The sequence below is a fragment of the Pseudomonas sp. GW704-F2 genome (genome assembly GCF_059423025.1).
Window position 1 is genome coordinate 178388 of record NZ_JBWKXO010000001.1, and the last position, 20396, is coordinate 198783.

Consider the following 20396-nt stretch of genomic DNA (forward strand, 5'->3'; position numbering starts at 1 on the left):
AACGACCCTCCTAGTGATAACCGTCTTCATGGGTGACCTTGCCGCGGAACACGTAGTAGCTCCAGAAGGTGTAGCCCAGGATGAACGGGATGATGAACAACGTGCCCACCAGCATGAAGCCCTGGCTTTGCGGCGGCGCGGCAGCGTCCCAGATCGATACCGACGGCGGGATGATGTTCGGCCACAGGCTGATCCCCAGGCCGCTGTAGCCGAGGAAGATCAGCACCAGCGTCAGCAGGAACGGCGTGTAGTGCGCGTTGCGCGCCACAGCGCGGATCAGCCCATACATGGTCACCAGCACCAGGATCGGCACCGGCAGGAACCAGAACAGGTTCGGCAGGGTGAACCAGCGCGAGGCGATTTCCGGGTGCGATAGCGGTGTCCAGATACTCACGATACCGATCACCGCCAGCACCACGAAGGCCAATGGCCGCGCCAGGTTGTGCATCTGTTCTTGCAACTTGCCTTCGGTCTTCATGATCAGCCAGGTGCAACCGAGCAACGCGTAGGCCACGATCAGCGCCACGCCGCAGAACATCGTGAACGGCGTCGCCCAATCCAGTGAGCCACCGGCAAACTGGCGATCGACCACCGGGATGCCGTCGATGAACGCACCCAACGCGACGCCCTGGAAGAACGTGGCCGCCAGCGACCCGCCGATGAACGCCTTGTCCCACAGGTGACGCTTGTGGTCCTTGGCCTTGAAGCGGAACTCAAAGGCCACGCCACGAAAGATCAGCCCGATGAGCATCAGCATCAGCGGCAGGTACAACGCCGACAGCACCACAGAATAGGCCAGCGGGAACGCGCCGAACAATGCCGCGCCGCCCAGTACCAGCCAGGTTTCGTTACCGTCCCAGACCGGGGCGACGGTGTTCATCATTACGTCACGGTCGGTCTTGCCGGGGATGAACGGAAAGAGGATGCCGATGCCCAGGTCGAAACCGTCCATGACCACGTACATCATGATGCCGAAGATGATGATCACGGCCCAGATCAGCGGAAGATCAATACCCATCTCAATGCCCCTTATGCTGGAGGTCGACGTGATCGTCATCGCTGCCGTCATCGGCCGCCGACAACGGCCGCGCCGGTGTGCGTTTCTGGCCTGGGCCACCGTGGGTTGGCTCGATGCCGTCGTGGGCCACCGGGCCTTTGCGCACCAGGCGCATCATGTAGCCCAAACCAGCGCCGAACAGCGCGAAGTACACCACCACGAACAGCACCAGGGTGATGCTCATCTGCGCCAGGCTATGCCCGGAGGACGCATCCGCAGTCCGCATCAGCCCGTAGACCACCCACGGCTGGCGGCCGATCTCGGTGGTGAACCAACCGGCGAGAATCGCGATCAAGCCGGAGGGGCCCATCCACAACGCCAGGTACAGGAACGGCCGGGACGTATACATTTTGCCGCCCCGACGCAGCCAAAGGCTGAACAGGCCGGTGAAGATCATCAGGAAACCCAGGCCGACCATGACCCGGAACGACCAGAACACGATGGTCGAGTTGGGGCGGTCCTCAGGCGGGAACTCCTTGAGCGCCGGTACCTGTTTGTCCAGGGAGTGGGTCAGGATCAGGCTGCCGAGGTAGGGAATTTCCACCGCGTACTTGGTTTTTTCCGCCTTCATGTCGGGCCAGCCGAACAGGATCAGCGGCGTCGGCTCGTTGCCGATGTTTTCCCAGTGGCCTTCGATCGCGGCGATTTTCGCCGGCTGGTGCTGCAGGGTGTTGAGGCCGTGGAAGTCACCGATCACTGCCTGGATCGGCGCGACGATCAGCGCCATCCACATGGCCATCGACAGCATCTTGCGGATCGCCGGGTTGTCCTTGCCGCGCAGCAAATGCCAGGCCGCCGAAGAACCGACGAAGAACGCCGTCGCCACAAACGCCGCCGTGGCCATGTGCATCAGGCGGTAGGGGAACGAGGGGTTGAAGATCACGGCCAGCCAGTCCGTGGGGATCACGCGGCCGTCGATGATTTCAAAGCCCTGGGGAGTCTGCATCCAGCTGTTGGAAGCGAGAATCCAGAAGGTCGAAATCAGCGTGCCGACGGCCACCATCACGGTCGCGAAAAAGTGCAGCTTGCGCCCCACCTTGTTCCAGCCGAACAGCATCACGCCGAGGAAACCGGCCTCGAGGAAGAAGGCCGTGAGCACTTCATACGTCAGCAGCGGCCCGGTGACGGAGCCGGCGAAGTCCGAGAAGCGGCTCCAGTTGGTGCCGAACTGGTACGCCATGACCAAGCCAGAGACCACACCCATGCCGAAGTTGACGGCAAAGACCTTCGACCAGAAATGGTAGAGGTCACGGTAGGTATCGTTATGGGTCTTGAGCCACAAGCCTTCCAGCACCGCAAGGTAACTCGCAAGGCCGATGGTGATCGCCGGGAACAGGATGTGGAACGAGATAGTAAACGCGAACTGAATTCGGGCGAGATCTAGCGCCTCCAAACCGAACATAAGTCTTCCTCTGTCAGGTAATACCGAATGCTGGCTGGAGGCCGCATCCACTGCCCCCACGGATATGGAGTGTGGCGAATTTCAATTCGTTTCTTTTTTTACCAACCACGTAGGGAGTCAGGCCTTGCGGCCGCCAGAACAAATCCTGAAATAGCTTTGATCTGGATCAATCACAGTCAAAAGAGTAGTCCCATTTTGGCGATTGGCCTGTGTGGTCTTTTGCCGCGTGACAGCTTGCCTCAGCGCAGTTTCTGCAACTGTTTGTTACAGCTTGATGCTAATCTCGGGCTTCCCTACCGCGCTGGCCCGAACTCCCGATGCCCAATGAACCCGCGTTGCTGTTGCGTCACCACCGCCCTTTCATCGCGTTCTGGCTGGCGCGGATCTTCACCGCCAGCGGCTTCCAAATGCTCACCGTGGCCATCGGCTGGAACCTCTATCAACTGACCGGCAACGTGCTGGACCTTGGCCTGGTCGGCCTGGTGGAATTCGTTCCCCGCGTGCTGTTCATGCTGCACACCGGGCATGTGGCCGACCGCTATGATCGGCGCAAGGTGGCGGCCATCTGTCAGACCGTGCAGGCGCTGATTGCCGTGTCCCTGGCCATTGGCGGCCTGACCGGCAATGTGACCCGCGAGATGATCTTTATCCTCGCCTTCCTGCTCGGCGCCGCGCGCTCCTTTGAAATGCCCACCACCCAAGCGCTGCTCCCGAGCATCGTGCCCAGCACGCTGTTCCCGCGCGCCGTGGCCTCGTCGCAATCGGCCCAGCAACTGGCAACCATCGTCGCCCCGGCCCTCGGCGGTTTGCTCTATGCGTTCGGCAGCGTGTGGGTGTATGGCCCGACCGTGGTGCTGTACCTCATTGCCTGCACGCTGACCCTCAACCTGCCCGCGCGCCAGACGCCGCTGAACAAGGCCAAGGCCACGATGGACTCGCTGCTGGCCGGGATTCGCTTTATCCGCAGCCGCCCGGACATCCTCGGAGCGATTTCCCTCGACCTGTTCGCCGTGCTGCTCGGCGGTGCCACCGCGTTGCTGCCGGTGTTCGCCAAGGACATCCTGCTGACCGGCGCCTGGGGCCTGGGCCTGCTGCGTTCGGCGCCGGCGGTGGGCGCGCTGTTGATGTCGTTGTGGCTGGCGCGCTTCTCGGTCGACCGACACGTGGGCCGTGTGATGTTTACCGCCGTCGGGGTGTTCGGGGTGGCGACCATCGCTTTCGGCCTGTCCACCTCGTTCTGTTTTTCCCTGGCGGTGCTGGTGGTGCTGGGCGCGGCCGACATGATCAGCATGGTGATCCGCGCATCCTTCGTGCAATTGGAAACCCCGGACGACATGCGCGGGCGGGTCAGTGCGGTCAACGGCCTGTTTATCGGCGCGTCGAATCAACTGGGCGAGTTCGAATCCGGGATCACCGCCCACTGGTTCGGCACCGTGCCCGCCGTGGTCATGGGCGGGATCGGCACGTTGGTGGTGACCGGGACGTGGATCAAACTGTTCCCGACCCTGGCTCACCGCGACCGCATGCATGTGCCGCTGGACGAAGCCAAGGGCTGAACCTCACCACCAGCCGCTGCGGATATCCGTGACGTTCAGGGCCATTGATCAGCGGATATTGAGCTGGGTATTCAAGGTATTTCGCGGCGCGTTGATCGACGTGTTGCTGTATTCGAACCAGCCTTGGGCTTCGACGTTCAGGTCGAACACATAGATGTAGCCCATCAACGTGCCCGCGCCATTGCAGGCCTGGCTGACGTTGCCGACCTGGCACACCGCAGTGCGTTGCCCGTTGAGTACCGCGCCATTGAAGCGCCCCATCGGGTTGTTGCCCAGGCCAACCTCCATCACCGACACCTGGGTAGGCCCACGGTGCGTACACATCTGTGTGCTCTGGGAGCGCTCCGGAATCGTTTCCACACACCCGGCCGACTCGACCTTGAACACCCGCACCTCGCTCAAGGCCGGTGCAGTCGCGCCCCACGCCGGTGCCGCACCTAACCACGCGCTGATACAAGCGATCAGAGCTAGACTCCACCGGTTGGCTTTTTTCATGCTGTCGATGACCCTGAATTAAACATCGGCGCAGTATGCCTCAAGGCCATGATTCACAGCCATGCGCCACAAAGCCAAGCCCGTGCGCCACACGGCCTCGGCTGCTGGTATGATGCGCCGCTTTTTCCGATCCTCTCTGAAACCACAGGCGCTTGGCGCAATTTGTGCTTTGACTTAGAGGTCAACAAATAACGACGCAACATAGCGTCACAGGGAGCAGGCATGCTGGAAAAGCTGTTTCAACTCAAAGCACACAACACGAACGTGCGAACCGAGATCCTCGCGGGCATCACGACATTCCTGGCCATGGCCTACATTTTGTTCGTGAACCCGAGCATCCTCGGCGAAACCGGCATGGACAAGGGCGCAGTGTTCGTCGCCACCTGCCTGGCAGCGGCCATCGGTTCGACCGTGATGGGCTTGATCGCCAACTACCCGATCGCGCTGGCGCCGGGCATGGGCCTCAATGCCTTCTTTACCTACACCGTGGTCCTGCACATGGGCCATACCTGGCAAGTGGCGCTGGGGGCGGTGTTCATTTCGGCGGTGCTGTTCTTCATGCTGTCGATCTTCCGCATCCGTGAATGGATCATCAACAGCATCCCCCTGCCCCTGCGCTCGGCGATTGCTGCCGGTATCGGCCTGTTCCTGGCGCTGATCGCCCTGCACAACGCCGGGATCGTGGTGAGCAACTCGGCCACCATGGTCGGCCTGGGCGACCTGAAACAACCGGCACCGATCCTCGCCGCCCTCGGTTTCGCGCTGATCGTCGCGCTGGAAGCCCTGGCGGTACGCGGCGCGGTGCTGATCGGCATCCTGGCGGTGACCATTGTCTCCATTCTGCTCGGCGTGACCCCGTTCGGCGGCGTGACCTCGATGCCACCGTCCCTGGCCCCGACCTTCCTGCAGCTGGATATCAAGGGCGCGCTGGACATCGGCCTGGTCAGCGTGATCTTCGCGTTCCTGTTCGTCGACCTGTTCGACAACTCCGGCACCCTGATCGGCGTGGCCAAGCGCGCCGGGTTGATGGACAAGGATGGCCACATGCCGAAAATGGGCCGTGCGCTGATCGCCGACAGCACCGCCGCCATGGCCGGTTCGCTGCTGGGCACCTCGACCACCACCAGCTACATCGAATCCGCCGCGGGCGTGAGTGCCGGTGGCCGCACCGGTTTGACCGCGGTCGTGGTCGCGATCCTGTTCCTGCTGGCGCTGTTCTTCTCGCCACTGGCCTCCAGCGTACCGGCCTTCGCCACTGCACCGGCGTTGCTGTTCGTGGCCGTGCTGATGACCTCGGGCCTGGCGGAAATCGACTGGGATGACATCACTGTTGCAGCGCCGGTGGTGATCACCGCCCTGGCGATGCCCTTCACTTACTCCATCGCCAACGGCATCGCCTTCGGTTTCATCGCCTGGACCGCCATCAAGCTGCTTTCGGGCCGCTACCGTGAGCTGAACCCGGCGCTGGTGATTCTGTCGATTCTGTTTGTGATCAAGCTGGGCTGGTTCAACGCATGACTTTTGACGCCGCAAGCTACACCGTTCAACTGCAAGACAAGGTCACGCGCTTGCGTGACCTGCTGGCACCGTTCGACGCACCACAGCCTCAGGTCTTCGACTCGCCCCTGCAGAACTTCCGCCTGCGCGCGGAATTCCGCCTGTGGCGCGAAGCGGGGGAACGCCACTACGCAATGTTCTCCCAGGACGACAAGCGCACGCCGATCCTGATCGACGAGTTCCCCATCGCCAGCCAGCGCATCAACCAGTTGATGCCGCAGCTCAAGGCCGCCTGGCAAGCCAGCGCCGCCCTGAGCCACAAGCTGTTCCAGGTGGAGTTCCTGACCACCCTGGCCGGCGACGCGATGATCACCCTGTGCTATCACCGCCCGCTGGATGAGCACTGGCACACCGCCGCGAACCAACTGGCCGCCGACTTGAACGTGAGCATCATCGGCCGCTCCAAGGGCAAACGCGATGTGATCGGCCATGACTACGTGGTGGAAAAACTCGACGTCGGTGGCCGCACGTTCAGCTATCGCCAACCCGAAGGCGCCTTCACCCAGCCCAACGGCACGGTGAACCAGAAGATGCTCAACTGGGCATACGACGCACTCGGCGATCGCCCGGACGATCTGCTGGAGCTGTACTGCGGCAACGGCAACTTCACCCTGCCGCTGGCCACCCGCGTGCGCAACGTGCTCGCCACCGAAATCAGCAAGACCTCGGTGAACGCAGCCCTGAGCAACCTCGATGAAAACGCAGTGGATAACGTCACCCTGGTGCGCCTCTCCGCCGAAGAACTCACCGAAGCGCTGAACGACGTGCGCCCGTTCCGACGCCTGCACGGCATCGACCTGAAAAGCTACGAATTCGGCAGCGTCTTCGTCGACCCGCCGCGCGCCGGCATGGACCCGGACACCTGCGAACTGACCCGGCGCTTCGACAACATCCTCTACATCTCCTGCAACCCGGAAACCCTGGCGGCGAACATTGCGCAACTGCATGACACGCACCGGATTACCCAATGCGCGATGTTCGACCAGTTCCCATGGACGCACCATATGGAGTCCGGGGTGCTGTTGACCCGTCGATAACCTCCCTTACGGCTCCTTGCGCGGCCGACCGCCCTTCTTGCCATTGGCTCGGGCGGCGGCGGATTTGGCCGCGCTGCTTTTACGGCCGTTGTGCGACGCCACCAGGCTCACGGCCAGATCCATCAAGGGCTGGCTGGTCGCAATCAGGCCGGTGATGGAAACATGCAGGTCGCGGGCTTCACAGCACAGCGCCTTGCCGCCAAAGCCGACCTCCAATTGCTCGAAGTCCTGCGCGGAAAACCCTTCGAACTCCGGAAGACCGGCCACCGGCAACATGATGCGACTGCCATCGCTGAAGCCGATGGAGATGCAGTCATCCTCGTAACGCACCGAGCAGGCATTGGCGTACACACGCTTCAGTTTGCGCCCCCGCACTATGGCCTTATCGATATCGGCCTCAGTGATCGGTACATCGGGCAAAGTTTTGGCTTTTACGATTTTCATAGATCAATCTCCACACAATCTGGCGCCCTGACCAGATTCAAAAGGGTTCGCTGCCCCGCCACATCGTGTCGGGCGTTTGCAATCACATAGACGCCACGCCGAATGATCAACCCCGGCACCACCTCGTCGGCGTCCCAATCCCAGGAATGGTTCTCCAGGCAAACCGTTTGCAGTTTTTCCCACCAGATCCTTCGTACACGAGCCAGGACGTGTCGCTGCATCAACGTCTGGCGAATGCCCTCCAGAATCCCGGGGGGTGGCCGCCGCCGTTCGGGGTCTACATCCCAAAGCTCCACTCGCCCATCCAGAAAGCTGAAACGAAAACGCGCATCCCATTGCTTTCCCCTGACATGCACGTGAGGCGGGCAATGCTCATCCCTGAGAAACACCGCAATCACATGTCCTTTGTAAGTGCCTACTTTCATCGTAACCCATCCGTTAGGTTATTTTCCGCCGGGTAACACTTTTCCATACATCACCCGACAACCGGCTCCTTGAACAGGGCGTTTTTCACAGCGTAGTAACAGCGGGCAAACCGTCGAATACGGTCTTGTAACGACTCATGGCAGCACCTGGAAATGCCCGGTCTCACTGATTAACGGTTCGATAATCGAACACATCTACCGCCATCGATTGACCAAATTAACCATTCAGTACATTTTATCCGCACAACGAACAATAACTGTGGAGATCCCCTTATGCCGCCCATCGTGCTGGTGCTCAACGGCCCCAACCTCAACCTGCTCGGCACCCGTGAGCCCGCCACCTATGGCCATGAAACCCTGGCCGACATCGCCGCGCTGTGTGGCCGCAGTGCCGAGCAACTGGGGCTGACCATCGAATTTCGCCAAACCAACCACGAAGGCGAATTGCTCGACTGGATTCACGGCGCCCGCGCCCGTTGCGCCGGTATCGTGATCAACCCGGCGGCCTGGACCCACACCTCGGTGGCGATTCGCGATGCGCTGGTGGCCAGTGAAGTGCCGGTGATCGAGGTGCATTTATCCAACGTGCATGCGCGCGAGGCGTTTCGTCATCACTCGTTCGTGTCGCCCATCGCCAAGGCGGTACTCGCCGGGTTTGGCAGCCACGGCTATCACCTGGCCCTGGAACATTTCAGCCGCACGGTGAAAGGATGAGCCCGATGAAACCGCGCGTCCTCGCCGGCCTGATCGGCGCCGGCATCCAGGCCTCCCGCACGCCCGCCCTGCATGAACAGGAAGGTGACGCCCAAGGACTGCGTTACCTGTATCGCCTGATCGACCTGGAACCGCTGCAGCTGGACATCAATGCCCTGCCCGACCTGCTGCAGGCCGCCGAGCAGATGAACTTCACCGGGTTGAACATTACCTACCCGTGCAAGCAGGCGATCCTGCCTTTACTCGATGAATTGTCCGACGAGGCCCGGGGCATTGGGGCGGTCAACACCGTGGTGTTCAAAGCGGGCAAACGCATCGGCCATAACACCGACTGCCTGGGGTTCGCCGAAGGTTTCCGGCGCAACTTGCAGGATGTCGTTCGGCGACGCGTGGTCCAGATGGGCGCCGGCGGCGCAGGCGCGGCGGTGGCCCATGCGCTGCTGGCGGAAGGCGTTGAGCACTTGAGCATTTTCGACGTAGACGCCAGCCGCGCCCAGGACCTGGCGGATAACCTCGCACACTGTTTCGGCCCGGGACGGGCCCAGGTCGGCACCCATCTGGAAAACGCCATGGCCGAGGCCGACGGGTTAGTGAACACCACGCCGATGGGCATGGCCAAACTGCCCGGCACGCCCGTGCCACCGGCCTTGCTGCACGCGCAATTGTGGGTCGCGGAAATCGTGTATTTCCCACTGGAAACCGAACTGCTGCGCAACGCCCGCGCCTTGGGTTGCCGCACTCTGGATGGCGGCAACATGGCAGTATTTCAGGCGGTGAAGGCGTTCGAATTGTTCAGTGGCGTGGTGCCGGATGCACACAGGATGTTGGCGCACTTCCAGAGCATGAAGAGCTGACGGCCGAAACCGCATCCAAATGTGGGAGGGAGTTTGCCCCTCCCTCCGTGAATCCGCGCCAACCTCAGGTTTGCAGGTAACGCAGCACCGACTCGCAAATCATCTGTCGATGCCGCTGCTTAACCGCCTCGTCCGACAATTCGATCTGAAAAATCTCACTGAACGTATGGCGGTTGGATACGCGATAAAAACAGAATGAGTTGATCAGCAGGTGAACGTCCAGCGGCTCCAGCCCCTCGCGGAACAGCCCCATTTCGGCGCCACGGCGCAAGGTCGTGCCCAGCGCGTCCAGGATGTTGCTGTTCATCGCCTTGATTGAATCGGAGCGCTTCACGTACTCGGCATTGTGGATATTTTCGATGCAGACGATACGCACGAAATCCACGTTCCGGTCGTGGTGATCGAAGGTGAACTCCACCAGCCGACTGATCGCTTCGCGCGGCTCCAGGGCCGTGAGGTTCATGCGTGATTCGGTGTTGCGGATATCGCCGTAGAGCTTCTCCAGCACCTCGACGTACAACTGCTCCTTGCTGCCGAAGTAGTAATAGATCATGCGTTTGGAGGTGTGGATACGCTCGGCGATCGCATCCACGCGAGCGCCGGACAGGCCCTGCTGAACAAACTCGACAATGGCTTCTTGCAGTATGTTTTCGCGGGTCTTTTCCGGGTTGTTCTTGCGACTCTTGCGCGGTGCGTCTGACACTGCGGAGAGATCGGGAGTCAAGGTCATGGTGCGCTCACGGCCGTTTTTTATTGTGCAGGCCGCGATTATGGGCCGCGGCGCTCCCCGAAGGAAGCACCGGCCCTGCCGTCACAACCGTGCCTGGCGTACCGCACCACTGCGCGACTTGGCCATCGCCGCCAGACGCACCGCCACATTGGCCGCACCGTAGCCGGCGTAGCCATGCTTGCGCTGGATGATCTCGAAGAAAAACCGCCCTTCGAACGGCTCGGTGTACACATGAAACAACTCACCGCCCTGGGCGTCGCGGTCGTACAGCACGTTGTAGTACGCCAGCTCGCTGAGGAACTCGTCGTCGAAATCGAAGCGCGCCGCCAGGTCGTCGTAGTAGTTGAGCGGGATATCCAGCAGCGGTACACCCGCCTCCTTGGCCCGGCGCACTTCGGCGAAAATATCCGCGCAGTCGAAGGCAATGTGATGCACACCCGAGCCGCGATAGCTCGACAGCGCGTGGGAAATCGCGGTGTTGCGGTTTTCGGAAATATTCAGCGGCAAACGAATCGAGCTGCAACGGCTGCGCAGCGCACGGCTTTTCACCAGGCCATACGGATCAGGCAGCACCACTTCGTCATCGGCCTCGAAATCCAGCAAGCTCTTGTAGAACAGCACCCAACTGTCGAGGCTGTCGGCAGGCAAGGCCATCGCCATGTGGTCGATGCGCAAAAGCCCGCCGCTGGTGGCAGCGCCCGGTTGCAGATTGAAATCGGTGTCGTATACGCCTTCGCTTGGGTCCACCAGGTAAATCAGGCTACCGTCCGGCGCGCGCACCGCCGCCAATTCCAGTTCATTCGGCCCGACCAGGCCACGATACGGCTGGCCCTTGTAGGCCACCGCCCGTTCCAGGGCCTTGGCGCTGTCCTTGACCCGAATCGCGGTGGCGCACAGCGACGGCCCATGCGCCTCGAAAAAGTTGTGGGCGAAGGAGTAGGGCTCGCAGTTGAGGATCAGGTTGATATCGCCCTGACGCAGCAGGCTGACGCTCTTGGAGCGATGCTGGCCGGCCTTGACGAAGCCCAGGCGCTCCAGCCATTGGGTCAGCTTGGCGCCGAGGTCTTCGTCCACGGCAAACTCAAGGAACTCGATGCCGTCGTATTCGCTGGCGGGCGGGGTTTCGAAGAGGATATCCAGCGGTACGGCAGGGCGTTCCTGCGCCAGGCGTTGGCGGGTTTTCTCTTCGAGGTAGAGCAGCGAGCGCAGGCCGTCCGCCGCGTTGGCTCGGGTTGGTGCGGCGCGGAAGCCGTCGTTGAAGATTTCCAGGGACAGCGGCCCGGTATAGCCGCTCTTGATGATCGGCGCGAGAAAACCCGCCAGGTCGAATTCGCCTTGGCCGGGGAAGCAACGGAAGTGTCGGCTCCACTCCAGCACATCCATGGCCAGGATCGGTGCGTCGGCCATCTGCACAAAGAAGATCTTGTCGCCGGGGATCTCCGCGATGGCGCTCGGGTCGCCCTTGAGCGACAGGGTGTGGAAGCTGTCGAGCAACACCCCGAGGCTCGGGTGATCGACCTGACGCACCAGGTTCCACACCTGCTGCCAGGTGTTCACATGCCGGCCCCAGGCCAGCGCTTCATAGCCGATGCGCAAGCCACGGCGGCCGGCGTGTTCGGCGAGCAGGCTGAGGTCATCGAGTAGAATACGTTCATCGCCCACGCAATCGGCCGAGGCGTTGCTGCACACCAGCACCAGGTCGGTGCCCAGCTCGTGCATCAGGTCGAATTTACGCTCGGCGCGCTCCAGGTTGCGCGCTAGGCGGTCGCGGCGGCAGCCTTCAAAGTCGCGGAATGGCTGAAACAAGGTGATGGCCAGGCCCAAGTCAGTGCATATTTGCCTGACTTCCCGCGGGCTGCCGTCGTAATACAACAGGTCGTTCTCGAAGATCTCGACCCCATCAAACCCGGCGGCGGCAATGGCTTCGAGCTTTTCCGGCAGGGTGCCGCTCAAGGAAACAGTGGCGATGGAACGTTGCATGGGGCGACTCCCGGCAATTGTTATTTACAGTAAATTATTCGCCCCCTAGCCTAATGCAGCAATTGAAATGTACGAACCAGTTAGTTTTCAGGGCGATTATCGAACACAATGGCCATTGGCGAATTGACGATTTTTTAGCCACTGCGCACCATCGATTCCGTAACAAAACCCAGAACACACCATAAAAATTTCAAAAACGGGTAAACCCTCATGCCTTCGCAAAACTCCGTCCTGGCTGCGCGCCCGGCCAATCCGCACGCCGGCATCGGCGACAAGATCCGCGGTGCAATGGCCGTCGGTAAAACTCGCTGGGGCATGCTGGCCCTGGTGTTCTTCGCGACCACACTCAACTACATCGACCGCGCCGCCCTCGGCGTGATGCAACCGATCCTGGCCAAAGAAATGAGCTGGACGGCGATGGACTACGCCAACATCAACTTCTGGTTCCAGGTCGGCTACGCGATTGGCTTTGTGCTGCAAGGCCGACTGATCGACCGCGTAGGTGTCAAGCGCGTGTTCTTCTGCGCGGTGCTGCTGTGGAGCGTGGCCACCGGCGCCCATGGCCTGGCCACCTCGGCCGTCGGCTTCATGGTCTGCCGCTTCATCCTCGGGCTGACCGAGGCCGCCAACTACCCGGCCTGCGTCAAGACCACTCGCCTGTGGTTCCCTGCCGGCGAGCGCGCAGTGGCCACCGGCATCTTCAACGCCGGTACCAACGTCGGCGCGATGATGACGCCGATGCTGCTGCCGTTGATCCTGCACGTATGGGGCTGGCAAGCGGCGTTCCTGTGCATGTCGGCACTCGGTGGGATCTGGCTGCTGTTCTGGGGCTTGAAGTACTACAACCCGGAAGAGCATCCGACGGTTAAGCAGTCCGAACTGGACTACATCCAACGGGAAGTCGAACCGGAACAGCCCCGCGTCCCCTTCAGCCGCATCCTGCGCATGCGCGGCACTTGGGCCTTCGCCATCGCCTACTCGCTGACCGCGCCGGTGTTCTGGTTCTACCTGTACTGGCTGCCGCCGTTCTTGAACCAGCAATACAACCTGGGCATCAACGTCACGCAGATGGGTATCCCGCTGATCATCATTTACCTGACCGCCGACTTCGGCAGCGTGGGCGGTGGGATTCTGTCGTCGTTCCTGATCGGCCGCGGGATGAATTCGATCAAGGCGCGGCTGCTGTCGATGCTGCTGTTCGCCTGCTGCATCATCGGGGTGATCATGGCCGCCGGCTCCAGCCAGTTGTGGGTCGCGGTGTTCGCCATCTCCCTGGCGATTGGCGCACACCAGGCCTGGACCGCCAACATCTGGAGCCTGGTGATGGACTACACGCCCAAGCACATGATGAGTACGGTATTCGGCTTCGGCGGCATGTGCGCGGCCATCGGCGGCATGTTCATGACCCAGATTGTCGGCCACATCCTGACCGTGACGAACAACAACTACACCGTGCTGTTCACCCTGATCCCGGCGATGTACTTCATCGCGCTGACCTGGATGTACTTCATGGCACCGCGCAAGATTCCCAGGGTCGACGCCTGATTCAGCGCCGCCGCTGCTGCCAGGCAGCGGCCAACCCGCTCATGCAGATCACCCCGATGCCGACCACCGTGGTCAAGTCGGGGGTATGCGCAAACACCAGCCAGCCCAACACGCCCGCAAACACGATCTGGCAATAGCCGAACGGCGCCAGCAAGGCCGGCGCCGCGAAGCGGAAGGCCTGGGTCAGCAGCAAGTGCGCGGTCATCCCGCAGGTGCCCAACGCCAGCATCAACACGCCGTGCCACAGGGTTGGCACTTGCCAGAAGAACGGCACCATCGCACTCATCACCAAGGTATTGCACAGGCCGGCGAAGAAGTTACTGGTGGTGGGCGTGTCGTATTGGCTGAGGATGCGCGTGAGCAGTTGGTAGAAGCAGAAGAACAATGCCGAGCACAGCGGCAGCAGCACCGCCGGGGTGAACAGTTCACCGCCCGGGTGGATGATCACCAGCACCCCGACAAACCCGCAGATCACCGCCAGCCATTGGCCACGCGTCACGTGTTCACCGAGCAGAGGCACCGACAGCGCCGTCACCAGGATCGGCGCGAGGAAGTTCACTGCGGTGGCTTCCGCCAGCGGGATGTAATGCAGCGCGGCGGTAAAAAACAGGCTGGTGCCCAACAGGCACAAGGCCCGCACCACCTGCATCCCCGGCCGCTTGCTGCGCAGCACGCGCAAGCCCGATTGCGGCAGGAAAATCCCGGCCATCAACAAGGTATGCACCAGGTAACGCGCCCACACCACCATCACGATCGGGTAGAACCCGGCCAGGAATTTGGACAAGGCGTCGTGGCTGGAGAACAGAAAAGTCGCCACCACAATCAGCAGAATGCCTTTGAAGGGATGGTTGACGCCGGAAAGTGGGGTGCTGACAGTCATTGAATTCTCTTGCGTGGCGGGCTGAACGCGGTGGTACTCAACCCGTTAATCTAGCAGTCGGGCATGCGTCTGCCCCAAGAGCATAACCAAACACCGTGCGAACAGCGCACTAAATCACTGCAATCGAGTCCAACGCTGCACGTTCGCCCCGGCGTTGCACACTTTTTAACCAAGGCCTTTCCGCTATGAAAAAAACTGTCTTTCTTCTGTCTACCCTTGCCCTGCTCACCGCGTGCAACCAAGAGTCCAAGGCGCCCGCCAAACCGGCGCCGCCTTCCGTGCAAGCGACCCTGGTGCCGCAAACCCCACCCACCGACAGCTGGGTCGGCAAATGGATCGGCGTCGAAGGCTTGCACCTGACCATCGCCAAGGACGACAGCATCGGCCGTGGCCACTACCTTCTTACCATGCAATACGGCCTCGACGCCGACGCCGCCGGCACCTTCAAAGGTGAAGCGGCCGAAGACGGCATCGCCTTCACCCGCCCCGATGGCCCGCAACAGCTGCGCGCCGGTGACGGTGCGGCAACCGGGTTGAAATGGCTGGCGGATAAAAAGAACTGCCTGATCGTCGCCACCGGCGAAGGCTATTGCCGTTAATCACGACCATAATCAATCACGCTTAGCACACAGAGGATTGCCCCATGCTATGGAAAAAAGGCCGACGCAGCGACAACGTGGTGGATGCCCGCGATGACAGTGGCGGTGGTGGTGGCGGCATGCGTTTTGGCGGCGGCAAGGGCCTGAGCCTGACCGCGATTGTGTTGATCGTCGGCATCGGCTGGCTGACCGGCCAGGACCCGCTGCAGATCCTCGGCCAATTGACCGGCCAGCTGGAACAGGCGCCCTCGGTGAGCACCCCGTCGCGCCAGGCGCCGCCGGCCAATGATGAGCAGACCGACTTTGTCCGTGCGGTGCTCGGCGATACCGAAGACACCTGGGCCCAGGTGTTCCAGGAAAACGGCTTGGCCTACAAGAACCCGAAACTGATTCTGTTCCGTGGCCGGGTCAATTCCGCCTGCGGTGGCGCCACGTCCGCCAGCGGCCCGTTCTATTGCCCGGCGGATCAGCAGGTGTACCTGGACCTGGATTTCTTCCGGGAAATGTCGCAACGCTTCCAGGCCGCCGGCGATTTTGCCCAGGCCTACGTGATCGCCCACGAAGTCGGGCACCACGTGCAGACCTTGCTCGGCATCTCGTCGAAGATCCAGGTTGCGCGCCAGCAAGGCCGGCAGATGCAAGGCGACGGCGGCCTGCTGGTGCGCCAGGAGCTACAGGCCGACTGCTTTGCCGGCGTGTGGGCCAACCGCGCGCAAAAACGCCTGAACTGGCTGGAACCCGGCGATATCGAAGAAGCGCTGAATGCGGCCAACGCGATTGGCGATGACCGTTTGCAGCAACAGGGCCAGGGCCGTGTCGTGCCGGACTCGTTTACCCACGGCACCTCGGCGCAGCGCGTGCGTTGGTTCAAGACCGGCTTTGCCCAAGGCCAGATCACTCAATGCGACACCTTCGCGGCCAAGAGCCTTTAAATGCATACGCGATTGCGAATGCTGCTGGGTGTGCTGGTCGCCTGCAGCGCCTCCACCTGGGCCGCCGAGCAGGGGGTCAAGGTGGTCAGCCCCGAGCGCTTTCACCTGCCGGCCGGCGACCTCAGCCTCGGCTTGAGCCAGGACTGGAGTAAACCCCTGCCCAACGTCACCCGTGCGTTGATCATCGTGCATGGTCGCCTGCGCAACGCACAGACCTACCTGCAGAGCGCTGAAGACGCCGCCGAACATGCCGGGGTTGGCGGCACGACGCTGGTGGTCGCGCCGCAGTTTCTCAATGACTCGGACGTGAAACGCCATCACCTGGCCCCGCAAGTGCTGCGCTGGAACGGCAATGACTGGATGGCCGGCGGGCCCTCCACGGGCCCCGGCCAGGTCAGTTCCTACGGCGCCCTGGACCAGATTATCGAGCACCTGGGCAACCGCACCGTGTTCCCGGCACTGAAAGAGATTGTGGTGGCCGGCCATTCCGGCGGCGGCCAGGTGGTGCAGCGCTTCGCGCTCACCGGCCAGGCTCAACCGAGCCTGCAAAGCGCGGGCATCCGCCTGCGCTATGTGGTGGCCAACCCGTCGTCCTACGCCTACTTCAGCCCGCAGCGCCCGGTGCCGTTCAAGGTCGCCGACTGCCCTGGCTTCAATGACTGGAAGTACGGCATGCAACACCTGCCCGCCTATGCCAAGGGGCAAAGCGCCGAGCAACTGGAACAGGCCTATGTGTCGCGTGACATCACCTACCTGCTGGGCCGGCAAGACACCGACCCGAACCACCCGGCGCTGGATAAAAGCTGCGAAGCCGAGACTCAGGGCGCGTACCGCCTGATTCGCGGGCACAACTATTTCGACTACCTCAAGCAGCGCCACCCGCAACTGACCCAGAAGCTGGTGGAAGTGCCGGGGGTTGGGCATAACGGCGATGGGATCTTCACTTCGCCTGAAGGGCAGAAGGCACTGTTCTCTCAGTAACACCTGCAGAAACCGGCTCAACCTGTGGGAGGGGGCTTGCCCCCGATTGCGGTGTAACAGTCAGCAATTTTTTAACTGACAGACTGCTATCGGGGGCAAGCCCCCTCCCACATTTGATCTCTATTGCCCGGGCTGGATCATCCGGCGCAGTACCGCGCAGTCTGCGGCATGCCAATCAGCCAGCTCGGGCCACGGGTTCTCCGGCAGGTTGACCAACACTGTTCTGGTCCCCGCTGCGCGGCCGCAATCCAGGTCAAAGCGGTAATCCCCCACCATCACCATCGCACTGGGCGAGACATCCCAGGCCGCCGCCAGTTTCAGCAGGCCGCCTGGGTCGGGCTTGGGCGGCGCATCATCGCGCCCCAGTACATCCTCGACGGCAAAGCAGTCCGCCAGGCCAATCGCTTCCAACGTCACATGCGCCAGCTCCCGCGCGTTGCGGGTCAGGATGCCCAGGCGACAACCCCGCCCGGCCAATTCCCGCACCAGTTCCACCGCGCCTTGCGCCGCGACCGAACCCAGCGCCAGCTCGCGCTCATGCTCCAGCAACCAGGCATGTTTGGCCGCCGCGACATCCGCCGGCAATGCTGCGAGGTGGGTGAGGATGTCATCCTCGGGCGGAATATCCAGCGCTACGCGAATGGCCGCGAAATCATGCACAGCCACCGTGAGGGTGCCGTCCATGTCGAACACCCAATGTTTAATCTGCGCCAGGCTCACGCCCAGTCCTTACGGTGGCGGATCAGGCCTTCCTGAGTGACCGAGGCCACCAGTTGCCCAGCGCGGTTGTACACGCTGCCCCGCGAGAAACCACGGGAATTACCAGCCCACGGGCTGTCCATGGCATAGAGCAACCAGTCATCGGCGCGCAGGTCGGCGTGGAACCACAGTGCGTGGTCGAGGCTGGCGACCTGCATGTCTTTCTGCCACACGGTCTTGCCATGGGGCAGCAGCGACGTGGTCAGCAAGCCGAAGTCCGAGGCGTAGGCCAGCAGGTACTTATGCAGCGCCGGCGTGTCGGCCAAAGCGCCGTCGGCGCGGAACCACACGTACTTGACCGGGTCGGACGGCTGCGGGTTGAACGGGTCTTTTTCGGTCACCGGGCGCACTTCGATCGGCTTGGGGCACAGCAACTTGTCGCGCATGTGCTCGGGGATCAGGTGGACGCGCTGCTTGGTCAGCTCCAGCTCCGACGGCAGGTTTTCCGGGCCGACCACCGCAGGCATGCTGGTCTGGTGCTCGAAGCCGGCTTCGTCGTACTGGAACGACGCGCTGCAGGTAAAAATCGGGTGGCCCTTCTGGATCGCCGTCACGCGGCGTGTGCTGAAGCTGCCGCCATCGCGCACGCGGTCCACCGAATACACCACCGGCAATGCGGCATCGCCGGGGCGCAGAAAATAACCGTGCAAAGAATGCACGTGCCGCTCGGCTTCTACGGTCTGGCTGGCAGCCGACAGCGACTGGCCGAGCACTTGCCCGCCGAACAGTTGGCGAAAACCCAGGTCCTGGCTGCGGCCGCGAAAGAGGTTTTCCTCGATCGGCTCCAGGGTCAGCAAGTCCACCAGATCTTCCAATACTTGGCTCATAGAGCAACTCCTACAATCTATGGGGCATTCCGGGCTGCTTATCCGTGCAGCGTGTCCAACCATTGGGCGCGGGTGATGCGGTACAAAACATGCGGGCGCAGCGGGTCATCGGCCGCGACCTTGGGGTGTTCAAAATCTGCCTGGGGATCGTAATGCATCCCGATGGCTTGCATGACTTTTTGTGATGGCAGATTGGTTTGGGTGGTGAAGGCGACGATTTCGTCCAACTGTAGGCGGTCGAAACCACAACGCAACGCGGTCCATGCCGCCTCGCTGGCATACCCCAGGCCCCAATGCTCACGCGCCAGGCGCCAGCCGATTTCCACCGCAGGGGTGAAGGCGGTTTCAAAGCTGACATTCTGCAACCCGGTCAGGCCGATGAACTCGCCGCTGTCCTTGCGCTGCAAGGCCCACAGGCCGAAGCCGTATTCGGCGAAATGCCCACGAATCCGGCCGATCAACGCGGCGCTTTCCAGGCGGTCCAATCGGGTCGGGAAATAACGCATCACCTGCGGGTCGGCGCACATGTGCGCAAACGCCGGCAGGTCGGCATCGCGCCATTGGCGCAGCACCAGGCGTGCGCTGTGCAATTCCAGTATCGGCTCCATGGGTCCCCCTCCCTTGCCATGTGCGTGAGTGTACCGCGCTGTTAAGATCCGTCGCAGGTTCCCGTCAGAAAATCCCATGCCTTTGCCATTGATCTACCACGATGATTACAGCCCCGAGTTCCCGGCGGACCACCGCTTCCCGATGGACAAGTTCCGCCTGTTGCGTGACCACTTGGTGTCCACCGGGCTGACCCAGGACAGCCAATTACTGCGCCCACCGCTGTGTCCGGCGGACATTCTGGCCCTGGCCCATGAACCTGGGTATATCGAACGCTACATGAGCGGCGAGTTGTCCCGCGAAGACCAACGGCGCCTCGGCCTGCCCTGGAGCGAAGCCCTGGCGCGGCGTACCGTGCGCGCGGTGGGCGGTTCGATCCTGGCGGCGGAGCAGGCGCTGGAACACGGCCTGGCCTGCCACCTGGCGGGCGGCACCCATCACGCCCACTACGATTACCCGGCGGGCTTTTGCATCTTCAATGACCTGGCCGTGATCAGCCATTACCTGCTGGCCAGCGGCCGGGTCAACCGCGTGCTGATCTTCGACTGCGACGTCCACCAGGGCGACGGCACCGCGCGCATCCTCCACGACACGCCGGACGCGATCACCGTGTCGCTGCACTGCGAAAAGAACTTCCCGGCGCGCAAGGCCCAGAGCGACTGGGACATCCCGCTGCCCATGGGCATGGGCGACGCCGATTACCTCAAGGTGGTGGACGACGCGCTCAACTACCTGCTGCCGCTGTACCAGCCGGACCTGGTGCTGTACGACGCAGGCGTCGACGTGCATAAGGACGACGCCCTCGGCTACCTCAAGCTGACGGACGAAGGCGTCGCCGCCCGCGATGAGAGCGTGATGCGCCATTGCCTGGGCCGCGACATTCCGGTGATGGGCGTGATCGGCGGCGGCTACAGCAAAGACCGTGTGGCCTTGGCCCGCCGCCACGGCATCCTGCACCACAGCGCACAACGGGTGTGGACGTCATCAGGTTGTCATTGAAATATGGGCGTTACCCA

21 protein-coding genes are annotated in these 20396 nt (G+C 62.1%); 10 read left to right on the forward strand and 11 right to left on the reverse strand.

The annotated features are described in order from the left end of the window. Nucleotides 1-10 precede the first annotated feature (10 nt). Entirely contained in the window at nt 11-1018 is a 1008-nt protein-coding gene (cydB, locus tag AC07W0_RS00805) for a cytochrome d ubiquinol oxidase subunit II (protein WP_017848280.1), read from the reverse strand. Between the two features lies 1 nt (nt 1019). Beyond that, nucleotides 1020-2459 carry a cytochrome ubiquinol oxidase subunit I gene (locus AC07W0_RS00810; RefSeq protein ID WP_017848281.1) on the reverse strand — a complete coding sequence of 480 codons (1440 nt, stop codon included), beginning with the start codon at nt 2457-2459 and terminating at the stop codon, nt 1020-1022. Nucleotides 2460-2776: 317 nt separating this feature from the next. Here AC07W0_RS00810 and AC07W0_RS00815 point away from each other — a divergent pair, with 317 nt between their 5' ends. Next, nucleotides 2777-4015, forward strand: a complete 1239-nt coding sequence (locus AC07W0_RS00815; RefSeq protein WP_102616973.1) for an MFS transporter — start codon at nt 2777-2779, stop codon at nt 4013-4015. 48 nt (nt 4016-4063) lie between these two features. On the opposite strand, the gene AC07W0_RS00820 is transcribed toward AC07W0_RS00815, so the two are convergent. Then, entirely contained in the window at nt 4064-4510 is a 447-nt protein-coding gene (locus tag AC07W0_RS00820; RefSeq protein WP_046482566.1) for a DUF4879 domain-containing protein, read from the reverse strand. A gap of 222 nt (nt 4511-4732) precedes the next feature. On the opposite strand from AC07W0_RS00820, the gene AC07W0_RS00825 reads away from it, so the two are divergent. Together AC07W0_RS00825 and trmA are read left to right on the forward strand one after the other, a co-directional pair. Next, nucleotides 4733-6028: an NCS2 family permease gene (locus AC07W0_RS00825; protein WP_017848284.1), complete on the forward strand. Its 1296-nt coding sequence runs from the start codon at nt 4733-4735 to the stop codon at nt 6026-6028. After that, entirely contained in the window at nt 6025-7104 is a 1080-nt protein-coding gene (gene trmA / locus AC07W0_RS00830) for a tRNA (uridine(54)-C5)-methyltransferase TrmA (protein ID WP_046381974.1), read from the forward strand. Before AC07W0_RS00825 ends, trmA begins: the two co-directional genes overlap by 4 nt. A 6-nt stretch (nt 7105-7110) precedes the next feature. On the opposite strand, the gene AC07W0_RS00835 is transcribed toward trmA, so the two are convergent. Then, entirely contained in the window at nt 7111-7548 is a 438-nt protein-coding gene (locus tag AC07W0_RS00835) for a DUF2442 domain-containing protein (RefSeq protein WP_046381973.1), read from the reverse strand. Next, complete coding sequence (locus AC07W0_RS00840; protein ID WP_046381972.1) at nt 7545-7973, reverse strand: hypothetical protein; 429 nt, start codon at nt 7971-7973, stop codon at nt 7545-7547. Before AC07W0_RS00840 ends, AC07W0_RS00835 begins: the two co-directional genes overlap by 4 nt. Before the next feature lie 273 nt (nt 7974-8246). On the opposite strand from AC07W0_RS00840, the gene aroQ reads away from it, so the two are divergent. Continuing rightward, nucleotides 8247-8687, forward strand: coding sequence for a type II 3-dehydroquinate dehydratase (gene aroQ, locus AC07W0_RS00845; protein WP_102616974.1), 441 nt, complete (start codon nt 8247-8249; stop codon nt 8685-8687). A 5-nt stretch (nt 8688-8692) separates the two neighbouring features. Further along, nucleotides 8693-9541, forward strand: a complete 849-nt coding sequence (locus AC07W0_RS00850) for a shikimate dehydrogenase (protein WP_046482177.1) — start codon at nt 8693-8695, stop codon at nt 9539-9541. Nucleotides 9542-9605: 64 nt separating this feature from the next. On the opposite strand, the gene AC07W0_RS00855 is transcribed toward AC07W0_RS00850, so the two are convergent. Both AC07W0_RS00855 and quiC read right to left on the reverse strand, forming a co-directional pair. Continuing rightward, entirely contained in the window at nt 9606-10271 is a 666-nt protein-coding gene (locus AC07W0_RS00855) for a TetR/AcrR family transcriptional regulator (RefSeq protein ID WP_017848290.1), read from the reverse strand. An 81-nt stretch (nt 10272-10352) separates the two neighbouring features. After that, a complete protein-coding gene (gene quiC / locus AC07W0_RS00860; RefSeq protein ID WP_017848291.1) occupies nt 10353-12251 on the reverse strand; it encodes a 3-dehydroshikimate dehydratase QuiC in 1899 nt (632 codons plus the stop codon). A 210-nt stretch (nt 12252-12461) separates the two neighbouring features. On the opposite strand from quiC, the gene AC07W0_RS00865 reads away from it, so the two are divergent. Further along, nucleotides 12462-13796, forward strand: coding sequence for an MFS transporter (locus AC07W0_RS00865; protein WP_046482183.1), 1335 nt, complete (start codon nt 12462-12464; stop codon nt 13794-13796). A 1-nt stretch (nt 13797) separates the two neighbouring features. Here AC07W0_RS00865 and AC07W0_RS00870 read toward each other — a convergent pair whose 3' ends face one another. Beyond that, entirely contained in the window at nt 13798-14676 is an 879-nt protein-coding gene (locus AC07W0_RS00870) for a DMT family transporter (protein ID WP_017848293.1), read from the reverse strand. Nucleotides 14677-14861: 185 nt separating this feature from the next. Between AC07W0_RS00870 and AC07W0_RS00875 the strand changes: the two genes are divergently transcribed. Genes AC07W0_RS00875 through AC07W0_RS00885 form a run of 3 tightly spaced genes read left to right on the forward strand, consistent with a single transcriptional unit; the run spans nt 14862 to nt 17188 of the window. Beyond that, entirely contained in the window at nt 14862-15275 is a 414-nt protein-coding gene (locus AC07W0_RS00875) for a lipoprotein (RefSeq protein ID WP_046482185.1), read from the forward strand. 44 nt (nt 15276-15319) lie between these two features. Next, the gene (gene ypfJ, locus AC07W0_RS00880; protein WP_046482187.1) at nt 15320-16207 is read left to right on the forward strand and encodes a KPN_02809 family neutral zinc metallopeptidase; all 888 of its coding nucleotides are present in this window, start codon (nt 15320-15322) and stop codon (nt 16205-16207) included. Next, the gene (locus tag AC07W0_RS00885; protein WP_102616975.1) at nt 16208-17188 is read left to right on the forward strand and encodes an alpha/beta hydrolase family protein; all 981 of its coding nucleotides are present in this window, start codon (nt 16208-16210) and stop codon (nt 17186-17188) included. It begins immediately after the preceding gene. Between the two features lie 120 nt (nt 17189-17308). Here the strand turns inward: AC07W0_RS00885 and AC07W0_RS00890 are convergent, their stop codons facing one another. From AC07W0_RS00890 to AC07W0_RS00900, 3 genes are read right to left on the reverse strand one after another with little or no spacing between them, the layout of a single operon-like run. Beyond that, a complete protein-coding gene (locus AC07W0_RS00890; RefSeq protein WP_102616976.1) occupies nt 17309-17908 on the reverse strand; it encodes an HAD family hydrolase in 600 nt (199 codons plus the stop codon). Beyond that, nucleotides 17905-18774, reverse strand: a complete 870-nt coding sequence (gene tesB / locus AC07W0_RS00895; RefSeq protein ID WP_046381965.1) for an acyl-CoA thioesterase II — start codon at nt 18772-18774, stop codon at nt 17905-17907. Before tesB ends, AC07W0_RS00890 begins: the two co-directional genes overlap by 4 nt. A 38-nt stretch (nt 18775-18812) precedes the next feature. After that, the gene (locus AC07W0_RS00900; protein ID WP_046482192.1) at nt 18813-19382 is read right to left on the reverse strand and encodes a GNAT family N-acetyltransferase; all 570 of its coding nucleotides are present in this window, start codon (nt 19380-19382) and stop codon (nt 18813-18815) included. Between the two features lie 76 nt (nt 19383-19458). On the opposite strand from AC07W0_RS00900, the gene AC07W0_RS00905 reads away from it, so the two are divergent. After that, nucleotides 19459-20379, forward strand: coding sequence for a histone deacetylase family protein (locus tag AC07W0_RS00905; RefSeq protein ID WP_046482194.1), 921 nt, complete (start codon nt 19459-19461; stop codon nt 20377-20379). Nucleotides 20380-20396 lie beyond the last annotated feature (17 nt).

Bases quoted from the DNA above. Each gene is read 5' to 3' on its own strand.
- quiC (WP_017848291.1), bottom strand. From the start codon at position 12,251: ATGCAACGTTCCATCGCCACTGTTTCCTTGAGCGGCACCCTGCCGGAA.
- trmA (WP_046381974.1), top strand. From the start codon at position 6,025: ATGACTTTTGACGCCGCAAGCTACACCGTTCAACTGCAAGACAAGGTC.
- aroQ (WP_102616974.1), top strand. From the start codon at position 8,247: ATGCCGCCCATCGTGCTGGTGCTCAACGGCCCCAACCTCAACCTGCTC.
- AC07W0_RS00875 (WP_046482185.1), top strand. From the start codon at position 14,862: ATGAAAAAAACTGTCTTTCTTCTGTCTACCCTTGCCCTGCTCACCGCG.
- AC07W0_RS00885 (WP_102616975.1), top strand. From the start codon at position 16,208: ATGCATACGCGATTGCGAATGCTGCTGGGTGTGCTGGTCGCCTGCAGC.
- AC07W0_RS00900 (WP_046482192.1), bottom strand. From the start codon at position 19,382: ATGGAGCCGATACTGGAATTGCACAGCGCACGCCTGGTGCTGCGCCAA.
- AC07W0_RS00870 (WP_017848293.1), bottom strand. From the start codon at position 14,676: ATGACTGTCAGCACCCCACTTTCCGGCGTCAACCATCCCTTCAAAGGC.
- AC07W0_RS00815 (WP_102616973.1), top strand. From the start codon at position 2,777: ATGCCCAATGAACCCGCGTTGCTGTTGCGTCACCACCGCCCTTTCATC.
- AC07W0_RS00810 (WP_017848281.1), bottom strand. From the start codon at position 2,459: ATGTTCGGTTTGGAGGCGCTAGATCTCGCCCGAATTCAGTTCGCGTTT.
- ypfJ (WP_046482187.1), top strand. From the start codon at position 15,320: ATGCTATGGAAAAAAGGCCGACGCAGCGACAACGTGGTGGATGCCCGC.
- AC07W0_RS00850 (WP_046482177.1), top strand. From the start codon at position 8,693: ATGAAACCGCGCGTCCTCGCCGGCCTGATCGGCGCCGGCATCCAGGCC.
- AC07W0_RS00855 (WP_017848290.1), bottom strand. From the start codon at position 10,271: ATGACCTTGACTCCCGATCTCTCCGCAGTGTCAGACGCACCGCGCAAG.
- AC07W0_RS00840 (WP_046381972.1), bottom strand. From the start codon at position 7,973: ATGAAAGTAGGCACTTACAAAGGACATGTGATTGCGGTGTTTCTCAGG.
- AC07W0_RS00820 (WP_046482566.1), bottom strand. From the start codon at position 4,510: ATGAAAAAAGCCAACCGGTGGAGTCTAGCTCTGATCGCTTGTATCAGC.
- AC07W0_RS00835 (WP_046381973.1), bottom strand. From the start codon at position 7,548: ATGAAAATCGTAAAAGCCAAAACTTTGCCCGATGTACCGATCACTGAG.
- AC07W0_RS00905 (WP_046482194.1), top strand. From the start codon at position 19,459: ATGCCTTTGCCATTGATCTACCACGATGATTACAGCCCCGAGTTCCCG.
- tesB (WP_046381965.1), bottom strand. From the start codon at position 18,774: ATGAGCCAAGTATTGGAAGATCTGGTGGACTTGCTGACCCTGGAGCCG.
- AC07W0_RS00865 (WP_046482183.1), top strand. From the start codon at position 12,462: ATGCCTTCGCAAAACTCCGTCCTGGCTGCGCGCCCGGCCAATCCGCAC.
- AC07W0_RS00825 (WP_017848284.1), top strand. From the start codon at position 4,733: ATGCTGGAAAAGCTGTTTCAACTCAAAGCACACAACACGAACGTGCGA.
- cydB (WP_017848280.1), bottom strand. From the start codon at position 1,018: ATGGGTATTGATCTTCCGCTGATCTGGGCCGTGATCATCATCTTCGGC.